Annotated in this window: 11 protein-coding genes; 9 read left to right on the top strand and 2 right to left on the bottom strand. The window is 44.3% G+C overall.

The features are described from left to right. The first annotated feature begins 264 nt into the window (after positions 1 to 264). The 4 genes from AR335_RS16335 (at position 265) to AR335_RS16350 (ending at position 4,406) form a co-directional block, all read left to right on the top strand. Positions 265 to 1,542, top strand: coding sequence for a murein hydrolase activator EnvC family protein (locus tag AR335_RS16335; RefSeq protein WP_062237876.1), 1,278 nt, complete (start codon positions 265 to 267; stop codon positions 1,540 to 1,542). A 74-nt stretch (positions 1,543 to 1,616) separates the two neighbouring features. Beyond that, positions 1,617 to 2,663: a hypothetical protein gene (locus tag AR335_RS16340; protein ID WP_062237878.1), complete on the top strand. Its 1,047-nt coding sequence runs from the start codon at positions 1,617 to 1,619 to the stop codon at positions 2,661 to 2,663. Positions 2,664 to 2,795: 132 nt separating this feature from the next. Then, on the top strand, positions 2,796 to 3,836 hold the full coding sequence (locus AR335_RS16345; RefSeq protein WP_062237880.1) for a methylated-DNA--[protein]-cysteine S-methyltransferase: 1,041 nt from the start codon (positions 2,796 to 2,798) through the stop codon (positions 3,834 to 3,836). Between the two features lie 24 nt (positions 3,837 to 3,860). Beyond that, positions 3,861 to 4,406: a bifunctional transcriptional activator/DNA repair enzyme AdaA gene (locus tag AR335_RS16350; protein ID WP_062237882.1), complete on the top strand. Its 546-nt coding sequence runs from the start codon at positions 3,861 to 3,863 to the stop codon at positions 4,404 to 4,406. Between the two features lie 47 nt (positions 4,407 to 4,453). On the opposite strand, the gene AR335_RS16355 is transcribed toward AR335_RS16350, so the two are convergent. Further along, positions 4,454 to 5,560, bottom strand: coding sequence for a citrate synthase/methylcitrate synthase (locus AR335_RS16355; RefSeq protein ID WP_156419042.1), 1,107 nt, complete (start codon positions 5,558 to 5,560; stop codon positions 4,454 to 4,456). A gap of 105 nt (positions 5,561 to 5,665) precedes the next feature. Between AR335_RS16355 and AR335_RS16360 the strand changes: the two genes are divergently transcribed. Both AR335_RS16360 and cccB read left to right on the top strand, forming a co-directional pair. Beyond that, positions 5,666 to 6,544, top strand: a complete 879-nt coding sequence (locus AR335_RS16360; RefSeq protein WP_062237887.1) for a LysR family transcriptional regulator — start codon at positions 5,666 to 5,668, stop codon at positions 6,542 to 6,544. Positions 6,545 to 6,561: 17 nt separating this feature from the next. Next, entirely contained in the window at positions 6,562 to 6,885 is a 324-nt protein-coding gene (gene cccB, locus AR335_RS16365; RefSeq protein ID WP_062237889.1) for a cytochrome c551, read from the top strand. A gap of 290 nt (positions 6,886 to 7,175) precedes the next feature. Here cccB and cls read toward each other — a convergent pair whose 3' ends face one another. Then, a complete protein-coding gene (cls, locus tag AR335_RS16370; protein WP_062237891.1) occupies positions 7,176 to 8,624 on the bottom strand; it encodes a cardiolipin synthase in 1,449 nt (482 codons plus the stop codon). Positions 8,625 to 8,991: 367 nt separating this feature from the next. On the opposite strand from cls, the gene AR335_RS16375 reads away from it, so the two are divergent. The 3 genes from AR335_RS16375 (at position 8,992) to AR335_RS16385 (ending at position 12,276) form a co-directional block, all read left to right on the top strand. Next, a complete protein-coding gene (locus AR335_RS16375) occupies positions 8,992 to 10,200 on the top strand; it encodes a quaternary amine ABC transporter ATP-binding protein (RefSeq protein WP_062237893.1) in 1,209 nt (402 codons plus the stop codon). Continuing rightward, positions 10,197 to 11,930, top strand: coding sequence for a glycine betaine ABC transporter substrate-binding protein (locus AR335_RS25390; RefSeq protein WP_062237895.1), 1,734 nt, complete (start codon positions 10,197 to 10,199; stop codon positions 11,928 to 11,930). Before AR335_RS16375 ends, AR335_RS25390 begins: the two co-directional genes overlap by 4 nt. A 121-nt stretch (positions 11,931 to 12,051) precedes the next feature. Continuing rightward, a complete protein-coding gene (locus tag AR335_RS16385; RefSeq protein WP_053357041.1) occupies positions 12,052 to 12,276 on the top strand; it encodes a YuzF family protein in 225 nt (74 codons plus the stop codon). The last annotated feature ends 14 nt before the right edge of the window (positions 12,277 to 12,290 follow it).

The following is a 12,290-nucleotide window of genomic DNA, read 5'->3' on the forward strand; positions in this document are numbered from 1 at the left end:
ATAACTGCGCTCAACTAAGCCAGCCTAATTTCCACAAAAAACCCCACATTATCCTCATGCATTGTCATTTCCTGCAAAGTAAAACCCCTTCATTTCTGTCAATTAGTCTCTCATTCTTACATTTCTTAGGTCATTTTAGCGAGTTTTGTAACATTTTGAAATATAGTTGTAATGTAATTGCCCAAAAACTCCATCTACTAAATGATATAATTGCACTTGGGATTAAAAGAGGGTGTAGGAGAACGTATGGAGGAGGCAATACCATTGAAAAGAAAGATATTAAAGGGGTTATTATCTCTAAGCATTGGCTTGAGTGCTTTTACATACACTTCTGCTCATGCGCAAACGTTGGGTGAGATACATAAAAAGCAAGCTGAAAATCAGGCGAAAAAGCAAGAAAAGAATGCAGAAATCAAAGGCGTGCAAGGACAGCAGGACCAGGTGCTTGAGGAACTGCAAAAAATCGAGTCTACTCTGCAGCAGACGCTGAACGATATTCAGACGAAAAAAACAGAAATCAATGATACGAAAAACGAGATTCAAAGCTTGAAAGACCGAATTGTCAAGATTCAAAAACGCATCAAAGAACGCGATGCGATCTTAAAAGAGCGTGTCCGTTCCATGTATGAAAGTGGCGGAGCGGTGAAGTACCTTGATGTCGTACTTGGCTCACAAAACTTCGGTGATTTCCTTGACCGCTTGATCTCATTAAATTTGATCGCAGAATCTGATAAGTCCATTTTGGAAGATCAAAAGCGAGATAAAGCAGCAGTTGAACAGGATAAACAGCATGTAGAACAAAAGCTGAATTCCTTGAATGCGAAGCTTCAGGAATTAAATGGGCTGAATGATAAGCTCAGCGCCCAAAAAGAAGCAAAAAACAGACTGTCCGCTTCATTAAAGAAGAAGGAAACGCATCTTCATGAAGACGTGACAAGTATTGAAGAGAAAAATCAAATTCTTTCCGCACAGGAAAAAGCGGTAAAAGAAGAGATGGCAAGAGCAAAAAGAGAAGCTGAACAGCGCAAGCGTGAAGAAGCAGCCCGTAAAGAGGCAGCCAAACGTGCGGCTGAACGCCAACAAGAGCGGCATGATTCAGCGCCTTCACCTGCGCCGACTCATAGCGAGCCAAGTGTTTCAGCGAACTTTATCTGGCCTGCCAATGGCTACGTTTCATCGCCATTTGGCAAGCGTTTTGGCGGCAGTGATTTCCATCCGGGTATCGATATCGCTCAAGCTGGATCGGACAATGCGATCTCAGCAGCGGCTTCAGGTACGGTTGCCCGTTCTTACCTATCGTCTTCTTACGGTAATGTCGTATTTATTTCTTCTTTCATTGACGGCCAGCTGTACACGACTGTTTATGCACATATGAGTGAGCGTGCAGTCAGCACAGGACAAAGTGTAACTCAAGGACAACGACTTGGTACGATGGGTAATACTGGACATTCCACTGGACAGCATTTGCATTTCGAACTTCATAAAGGTGAGTGGAACTACGCGAAATCAAACGCTGTAAATCCAATCCCATATCTTCGTTAATCAACACATCAGGGAAGCACAAGGAGACATCTCCATGCTTCCCTTTTTATTTATAAAAAAAGCGGGGTGAGAAGATGAAGGCCAGTCAAGCTCGTAAAAACGCAGAAGATTGGGTGAAGAAGTACGCCAGCTCTGAAAGATGGTTTTTGGGTGCGTATTTCAGCGGATCGACCATCGGACTCGCAGACGACGAAGAACTGCCGGTTGGATCAGACGTCGATATTGTGCTTGTTACTGCAGAGGATGAACCACCGCTGAAACCCGGAAAGTTTCTTTATCGTGATACCTTGCTGGAAGCTACTTATCTACCTCAAAAATTATTAAAATCAGCCCAAGAAGTGCTATCCTCTTACCACTTGGCAGGAAGCTTCCGTACGAACACGATCATTGCTGACCCCACAGGACATTTGCAGAAACTCCAGCAGCAAGTGTCCAAGTATTTTCCGGAGAAAAAATGGGTGAGGAACCGATGCGAAAACGCAATGAGAAGAATTGAATCCGGGCTCGCTGCAATTCAGCCGAATGCACCGATTCATGAACAAGTAACAAGCTGGCTGTTTCCGGCAGGGGTCACGACCCACGTTCTTCTCGTTGCTGCCATGCAGAATCCGACCGTTCGGCTCCGTTACCTTAAAGCGCGCGAGGTACTGGTGGAATACGGACAGGAGGGATTATATACGGATCTGCTGAGGCTGCTCGGCTGTGGGCATTTTACATCTGAAAAAGTGGAGCACCACCTAGCCAACCTTGAAGAAACCTTCGATGGTGCAGCGGCGGTCTCCAGGACGCCGTTCTTTTTCAGTACAGATATTACGAAAATTGCCCGTCCGATCGCCATTGATGGAAGCAGGAAACTGATTCAGGACGGTTTTCATCGAGAAGCTGTATTTTGGATTGCAGCCACGTTTGCGCGATGCCGCACGATCCTTGCAGCAGATGCCCCGCCTGATTTGCAAGAATCACTGGCTCCTGCTTTTACCGAACTCCTCGCTGATTTAGGTATTGCAACCACAAGAGATATCTTTGACAGGGCACAGGAAGTGATCAGCTTTCTGCCGGCTGTATGGGACACCGCCAATGCCCTTATGGCGGCCAACCCTGATATTGATAAAAATAAGTAAAGGCATGCCCCCGGATAAAGGGCATGTCTTTTTTAATACGGCGAGTAAGACCATAAGAGCAAGAATGAGGACGATTTACACCGATGAAAGCTGATAGAATGAGGGCAGAATAATGAAGAGGTGAGTGATGAGATGAATCAGATCGAGCGGTTTAACGAACTACATCAAGGCAATGATTTGCTTTTGGTGAATCCTGTGCTTCAGAAACGGTATGACTATATTGAACCTGAAAACGATAAGCATGCTGCCCTTTACGAAAAACTGCTTAGGAAGGATGATTACGCTGGCTATTATATCGGCGTGACGACAACTGGCATCGCATGCCGCTTTGGCTGCAGCGCTACACCTCCCCACAAGCAGAACACCGTCTTTTCCAAAAGATTATTTGATCTCGTCTGCTTCGGGTTCAGAGAATGCAAAGTTTGCAAGCCGTTAACCCATGGGACCGAACGAGAGGACATCCGGAACTTTGTTGACCTGATACAGAAGGAACAACGTCCGGAAAAATATTTGAAGCAGATCTCTCCGGATGATTCCTCTTATAGCCGTGCGAGGAGATGGTTTTTGAAGCAGCATGACGGAGATCTGCAAAAGTACGTGTACGTCAAGCGGGTAAACGACATGCTCCGCAGCGGAAGCAACCGTGACGAAGAGCTCCCGAATACCCTTAGCTTCCAGAGATACTGGACGCCGATCGGTGTTTTGATCGCCTGTTTTTATGAGGGGGAATGCTGTTTGCTGGAATTTATGGACCGGCGGGCGCTTGAGACCGAGCTTGTTTTTCTGAAAAAGAGACTTAAAGCCAATCTCAAAAAGAGATCAAGCCCATTGAGCCGCCAATTAGGTTTCGAGCTCCAAGAGTATTTCTCCGGGTCACGCAAGGAATTTTCCGTGCCGGTTGCCAGTATCGGAACGGAATTTCAAGTGCAAACATGGAAAGCGCTGAAGGATATACCTTATGGCACGACGCGCAGCTATAAAGGGCAGGCGGAGCATCTGGGACGTCCCAAAGCCGTCAGGGCAGTGGCCAACGCAAACGGCAAGAACCGCATCTGCATCCTTATTCCTTGCCATCGGGTGATCGGGGATAATGGTGACCTGAGAGGATTTGCGGGTGGATTGGACCGAAAACAATTTTTACTTGAACTTGAAAATAACAGAAGTTTACAATAGGAGCAGAGGAAGGGGACAGTGAAGATGGACAATCTCTCATTTGATGAGATGTGGGAAAAAATTATGGCGTGCGACAGTTCGTATGACGGTTTATTTTATACTGCTGTCAAAACGACAAAAATTTATTGCCGTCCTTCCTGCCGCTCGAGAAAACCGAAGAAGATCAACGTGGATTTCTATGGAACTATTCCTGAAGCAGTAGAGGCGGGCTTTCGAGCCTGTAAACGATGCCAGCCGGATGCCGGGCTTTCTCCTCAGATGGAGATCGTCACAAGCGTCAAATCATTTCTTGTTCAGCATTATAAAAAACCGCTCGTTCTTCAGGACATTGCCGATTTTGCCGGTGTCAGTCCGTTTTATCTGGAACGGCAATTTAAACAGGCGACCTCAGAAACGCCGAGGGAATATTTGGAGAAGATCCGGGTAGACAAGGCCGCCCATCTTCTTAAAAATACGAGCCTTACAAATCTCGAAATCTGCTATGAAGCAGGGTTTCGAAGTCCGTCAAATTTTTATAAAGTCTTTCGTACGGTCTTGGATTGTTCACCAAGTGAATTTCGTAATAAGTAAAAGCACTTCTCCTTTGCGGAAGTGCTTTGTGTTTTTTAGAATCGAATTCAGTTCTTCACATCTTCCTTGCTGTGTGTCGGCCCTATATAAACCGATTCTGGTCTGAATATCGTGTTGTCTTCTGACTGTTCAAGAACATGGGCGGTCCAGCCTACCATTCGGCTGGCCGTAAAGGTGGGCGTGAACAGCTCGTCATCCATTTGAATGGCCTTCATAATCGCTGCAGCATAAAATTCTACGTTCGTATACAGCGAACGTCCTGGTTTAAATTCCTGCAATAGAGCAACAGCCGTGCGTTCTGTCTCAAGAGCCAGATCAAGCCATTGGTCTTTTCCTGTCATGTTTAAGAGACGCTCCTTCAAAGCGGCCGCTCTCGGATCAAGTGTTTTATATACGCGATGGCCAAATCCCATCAGCTTCTCACCACGAACTAACTTCTCTCGAATTACTCTTTCGGGATCGCCTGCTTCCGCCACTTCATCCAGCAGTGCGATCACACCGGAAGGGGCACCTCCGTGAAGGGGGCCTTTCATCGTCCCAATGGCTGATGTTGCAGCAGAAACGAGGTCCGATTCTGTGGAAGCTGTTACCCTTGCTGAAAATGTTGAAGCGTTCATCCCATGCTCCAGCGTCAAGATCATATAGGTTTCCAGCGCTTCAGCATGTGCTTTTAAAGGTGGTGTGCCGTTGATCATATAAAGATAGTTTTCAACATGATCTAAGTCCTCGAAGGGAGAAACAAACGGCCTACCTTCTATGCTGCGTATCCGATAGGCTATGATACTCGGAACGAGCGCTGTCAGTCTAATCGCTTGAGCAATCGTAGGTTTCCAGCCATATTCTTCAGAGCCTTCTGAAGAGATGGCGGTTCGGATCACGCTCATCAAATCCATGTTCTTTGGAAGGTGATCAATGATCTCTTTGATCGAACCTGAAAGCTTCCTGTTTCTTTTTAACTCATTCTTCAGATCGTTCAGTTCATTTTCATTTGGAAATTTTCCATGCCATAGAAAGTAGGCTGTTTCTTCGAATGAATAGTGCTTTGTCACTTCGCCGATATCTAAACCTCTGTACAGCAATTTTCCATTCAGGCCATCCACATGGCTGATGGACGTCTGTGCTGCCACAACACCTTTAAGACCTTTTTCCATCAATCATCTCTCCTTTTCTTCTTTGATAACATTGTATAGAATATATATAATTAAGAAAATTAAATCTTTTTAAAGAACTTGATCAGGATCATTAATAAGGAGATAATAATGGAGTTTAATTGGCTATATACCTTTTTAACGGCGGCAGAAACAGGGAATTTTAGAAAAACAGCAGAGATTCTTTACATATCACAGCCTTCCGTAACGGTTCATATTAAGCAGCTTGAAAAAGAAATCGGGGGATTGCTCTTTCATCGGGAAGGAAAGAAAGTTAAACTGACGGAAGACGGAAAACGATACTTGGATCATGCCAAAAAGCTGATTGCCGTTTATGAAAAAGGGCTTGAAGATCTTGCTTCCTTCAGCCAGGGCTATACGAGCAAGCTTATCCTGGCCATCTCACCGCTGATCGCTGACACGATTCTTCCCTTTGTGCTGAAGCGATACTTAAATAAGCATCCTGAAACAGAAATATCGGTGAAAATCATAGAATCAGAACACATCGAACAAGCGGTATTGAACGATGAAGTGGATATTGGTCTATCATGTCTTCCTACAGCCAATTCCAATTTAATCTGTAATCTCCTATACAGAGACAAAGTGATCTTTGTTTGTACACACGATGGCCGGGATTCAGAATCCGCACCGCCTCTGGAAGAAGCAGAAGTATTCGAATTGAATTATCTATTGACTCATAATCACCCAGGTTACTGGGGAGGCTTGATTAAAACGATTAAAGCTAAATATCCTGGTGTGCGAATGATGAAAGTGTCACAAGTGCATATTACGAAAAGATTTATTATAGAAGGGCTTGGGGTATCCTTTCTGCCTGCCTCTACAGTCAGGCGAGAACTGCTGGAGGGAAGGATGCTGGAAGTGGACTGCCATTCTATTCAGCTGCCTGACGCCAATACCTATGCACTGACAAAATACGATCACTCCAAACAAAGAGAATTCCTTTCCTTTGTTTCCAACCATAGAATTTAAAAAAAGGAGAGAAACCAATGAAAAAGAAAATGGCCATGATCAGTATGGCGTTGCTGCTTTTGGCTGCATGTTCATCCAATAACGGACAGGACGAGCAGAAGAAGCATGAAAAGCAAAATCTCGAAGCAGCTGACAGCGTGTTCAAGCAAAACTGTGCAAGCTGCCACGGAAACAATCTTGAAGGAGCAGCAGGGCCTTCACTAAAACATATCGGAAGTAAATATTCGGAAAAAGAAATCATGAGCATTATTTTAAAAGGGCGAAATGGTATGCCGGCCGGTCTATTGACTGGCGGAGACGCGAGGCTTGTGGCGGAGTGGCTCAAGAAAGAACACAAATAGGACACCTTGTAGGGGAATGGTCTTGTAGCTCGTGAGGAATGGGATTGCATTGCCATTCTTATAAACCAAGGATAAGCCAGCTTTTCCTTGATTTCTATTCAGGCTCTGCATTTGTTTCACAAACTGACTGACTCATTCTTCGCCAGCAGTCCCATTCTTGTTCTAAAAGTCAATAGATTTGAGGGTCTCTCTTAGCATCAGTAAGCGAGATGTTTTTTTTGAGAGATTAGCAATAATACGCTCTAACAAGGTACATAACAAAAACCGCCTTTTTAGGCGGTTTTTGTGTTTTATAAGAGGGGGGAGAGCAGGCGAGAGATGGATTCTCTGAAGCGGATCCACTTCGAACGCTCCTGATATTGTTCCCACGTTAATTTACGGGAAAGCTTTACATCCTCGTGAAAAGCGTCCATCAGCTTTTTGGCTATTGTTTTGTTGTATATAAAAGCATTGATTTCAAAGTTCAGCTTTAAGCTTCGGATATCGAAATTGGCGGTCCCGACGGATGATATCTCATCATCTACAACAATCGATTTGGCATGGATAAAGCCGTTGTCATAGATATAGACTTTCGCACCAGCCTTCAGCAAGTCTCCGATATTGGATAACGAAGCCCAATATACGAAAAGATGATCGGGTTTATTCGGTATCATGATCTTTACGTCTACACCCGAATGGCAAGCGATCCGCAGAGTATCCAGCAGACTGGCATCAGGAACAAAGTACGGAGTTTGAATGGTGATCGAATGTTTGGCAAGGGAGATCATCTTGATGTAGCCGTCTTTGATCTGCGGCCACTCCGATTCGGGCCCGCTCGTAACAATCTGCATGCCGATAGCGCCTTTGCCGATTTCCTCAGGAAAAAGGACAGGATCATAATCAATATCATGTCCATATGAGGCTTGGTTCCAGTCTAGTATAAAACGGGTTTGCATGGAGTGGACGGCTGTGCCCTGAATCTTTAAGTGTGTATCACGCCAAAACCCAAACCTCGGGTTAAGCCCCAGGTATTCATCCCCTACGTTAAACCCGCCGACATAACCGATCTTGCCGTCGATAATAACGATCTTCCGGTGATTTCGGTAGTTCATCCGAAAATTAATGAAGGCAAACCTTGTGGGGAAAAAGACTTCAACCTCTCCCCCGGCCTTTCGGAGTTCGGAGAAAAAGCGTTTGGTGAGTGTTCGTGATCCCAATTCATCATATAAGACCCTGACCTTAACCCCTTGTTTTGCTTTTTCGACCAAGACATCCCTTATCTTTCTGCCAAGATTATCTTTTTTAATAATGTAATATTGCAGGTGTATGTGATGTTCTGCCCGTTCGATATCTTGAATCAGATTCTCGAACTTTTTCCCTCCATCAGTAAAAATTTCAACGGAGTTATCCCGTGAAAAGGGAGCCTCGTTATTGACGAGCTGCATGTAGATCAAGTCCTGGCTTGCTCTCTCAGGTTCGTTGCAAAACTCAAAGGACCCGTCCCGAAGATGCTTCATCTGGCTTTTTAAGGTTTTCTCCAAACCAAGCTTTTTTCGGTCATCCCATTGAAATAGCCGGTGTCTGCTTAAGTTTCGTCCGAACAATAAATAAAGAAAAAAGCCACCTAAAGGAATGAACACTAAGACAAGGAGCCATGCCCAGGTGGAACTGGCATCACGGCGTTCCCGAAATACGATGACGGCCGCAAGCAATATATTCAAAATGGTAACAAGCATAAGTAATATAGAAAAAATATGCATAAAATCTCCTTAACAAGCAAGAGTACGGTAGATGTATAACATACCATAATCTCCTTGTATATTCCCAGTTCTTCAAATAACAAGCAGTATGACCGGATTGAATTTTTTCCATAACCCTAAACAAAGTGTATCATAGTACCATTTATCTCCTAATGACTATTGCGAAAGAAAGCATATGGGAGGATATAAGAGGATATCTTCTTATATGTAAGTATATTATGGCTAACTGTTGGGATTCCTAATAGTAACTGTCACACACCCTTATATCAAAGGATACATAGTTTGGTGCAGCTAAGAAACTTCTTTACAATTAAAAAGTTGCGGTTAATCGTTGTCGAAAAATGTCGTGAAACTAGAGGTGATGTTAATGGAAGCAAAAGTGAGTATTAGAAATGTAACCAAAGTATTTGGCAAATCACCGAAAGCTGCCGTTCAATTACTGAAAAAGGGTTACTCCAAGAAAGACATATTAAAAGAAACGGGCAGCACGGTCGGTGTAAATAACGCATCGTTTGATATCTATCCAGGTGAGATCTTCGTGGTCATGGGGTTATCCGGAAGCGGAAAATCCACTTTGATTCGAATGATCAACCGGTTGATCGATCCTTCAAGCGGCGAAATACTTATCGATAATGAAGACATCGTGAAAATGCCTACCTCTCAACTTAGAGAAGTGAGACGCAAGACGATCAGCATGGTGTTTCAAAACTTCGCATTATTTCCTCATAAAACCGTGTTAGAAAACACGGAGTACGGTCTGGAAATACAAAATGTCTCCCCATCGGAACGCAAGGATAAAGCGATGAGATCCCTTGAAATCGTCGGATTAAAGGGGTATGAAAATCAGATGCCATCCCAGTTGAGCGGCGGGATGCAGCAGCGTGTAGGCCTTGCAAGAGCACTGGCAAGCGATACTGATATCCTTTTGATGGATGAAGCATTCAGTGCCCTTGACCCGCTGATCCGGAAAGACATGCAGGACGAACTTCTTGAAATTCAGGAATCCATGAAAAAAACGATCATTTTCATTACACATGATCTGGATGAAGCTTTACGTATCGGCGACCGTATCGCCCTTATGAAAGACGGAAGCATAATTCAGATAGGAACACCTGAAGAAATTATGATGAATCCTGCCAATGAATACGTTGAGCGATTTGTAGAAGATGTGGATATATCACGCGTTCTTACCGCTTCTCACGTTATGAAACGGGCAGAAAAGATTTCTCCTGACAGAGGCCCGAGGGTCGCGCTGCAGATTATGAAAGATCAAGGATATTCAAGCATCTTTATCGTTGACCGCAAGCAAAGATTGCTTGGGGCCGTAACAGCAGATGATGCCTCTAAGGCCATTAAGGAAAACAAGACGATCGAGGAAGTCATGAATAAAGATGTGCTGACTGCAAGTGAAGATACACTTCTTTCCGACTTGCTTGAACCGATGGCGAATACTAATATTCCTCTTGCCGTAATTGATGAAGAAAAACGGTTAAAAGGAGTTATCATCCGGGGCGCTGTCATTGGCGCGCTTGCTGGAAACCGCGATGGGCTGAACGGAAAGGAGGATGACGAATGAATTTTCCGAAAATCCCTTTAGCACAATGGGTTGACCATCTAGTAGACTGGATCACAAATACATTTGATCCTGTCTTTAATGCTATTACTGGATTTATTGAAGGGCTTCTTGGCAACCTTGTTACTCTTCTTGGGATAGGTCCTTCTATCTTGTTAATTTTAATTATTACCCTTTTTGCTCTTTATACGAGCAGATGGGGAGTTGCCATTTTTACATTGGTTGGATTATTGTTAATCGACAATCTTGGATATTGGGATGCAACCGTCGATACGATTGCACTCGTATTGTCGTCAGTTGTCCTGACCATCCTGATCGGAATACCGTTTGGAATTTGGGCTTCACAAAATGATACGGCCAAACGGATCATCACACCGATTCTGGACTTCATGCAAACTATGCCAGCCTTTGTTTACCTAATACCATCTATTCTGTTTTTCGGAATCGGGGTTGTACCGGGTATCCTGGCTTCCGTTATTTTCGCAGTGCCTCCGACGATCCGCCTTACGAATCTCGGAATCCGTGAAGTACCGAAAGATTTAATTGAAGCCACAGAGGCCTTTGGTTCAACAACAGGGCAAAAGCTGTTTAAAGTACAGCTTCCTCTTGCTGCACCAACTATCCTTGCTGGTGTGAACCAGAGTATCATGCTTGCCCTGTCCATGGTCGTTATCGCTTCACTTGTCGGTGCACCTGGACTTGGAGCTGAAGTTTACCGTGCTGTTACTCAAATTAAAGTCGGTGAAGGTTTTGAAGCCGGAATTTCGATCGTTATCATCGCGATCATTCTGGACCGTATCTCTCAGAACTTGCGAAAACCGCTTTTCGGCAATATCATCAATAAAAAAATCGTTTATTCTGTATTGGCAGGTCTGCTAATCGTAGCTTACGCTGCAGTAGCGATCAGCCAGGCAAAACCAGATGAAACCAGCTCAAAAAATGTTGGTGACCAGGTGAACTATGAAATTACGGGTATCGATCCTGGTGCCGGATTGATGAAATCAACAGAAAAAGCAATGAAAGACTATGGTCTGAAGAAAGACTGGACACTGAAAGAAGGTTCAGCCGCAGCGATGACCGCCGAATTGAAAAAAGCGTATGAAAAGAAAGAACCGATCATCGTTACTGGCTGGACGCCGCACTGGATGTTCAGTAAGTACGATCTTAAATACCTGAAGGATCCTAAAGGGTCATACGGTAAAGGTGAATCCATTCACACCTTAACGAAAAAAGGGTTCAAGCAGGAAAATCCAGGTGCTAACAAAATCCTGGATCAGTTCTTCTGGAAGCCTTCTGACATGGAAGAAGTCATGGTGGATGTTCAAGATGGAGCACAGCCTGAAAAAGCTGCAGCGAAATGGGTGAAATCTCATAAACAAGAAGTAGGCAAATGGACGAAAGGCGCACAAAAAGGCAACGGAAAAGAAGTCAAGCTTGTCTATGTGGCCTGGGAATCCGAAATTGCAAGTACGAACGTAGTAGCCAAAGTTCTTGAACAGCAAGGCTATAAAGTAAAACTTCAGCAAGTTGAAGCCGGACCGATGTTCGCCGGTGTGGCTGATGGAAGTGCTGACGCTATGGTTGCAGCATGGCTGCCGACAACGCATAAGGATTATTACGACAAGTATAAAGGCAAATTTGAGGATCTTGGTCCAAACCTAAAAGGTACAAAATTAGGTCTTACCGTTCCAAAATATATGCCGATCGATTCCATCGAAGATTTAAAAAAATAATTCGAACTTCTTGAGGACAGCTTCCTGAAAGCTGTCCTCTTTTTTTAGGAAGACTAATGGCCAAATTCTTCTAATAAACATATAGGGAATACTGCAAATTGTTTGCAAGGGAGAGGTCAGCATGAATAACATTAACTGGGTTGTGAGTGATCCATATGTGTATCAAGCGCTGCAGTCGGTTGTAAGCAAACCGGTTGTCGTCCAGACGGAACGTGGCTCGGTTCGCGGAACGCTTAAACAGGTTGTTCCGGATCACATCGTCGTAGAATCAGCGGGAAACTCCTTTTATATCCGAACTCAACAGATCATTTGGGTCGTGCCAAATCCGCAATTGGTTCCCGAATAATACAACCTTCGCCA

The sequence above is a fragment of the Fictibacillus sp. FJAT-27399 genome, assembly GCF_001510655.1.
In the GTDB taxonomy this organism is placed as follows: Bacteria; Bacillota; Bacilli; order Bacillales; family Fictibacillaceae; genus Fictibacillus_C; species Fictibacillus_C marinisediminis.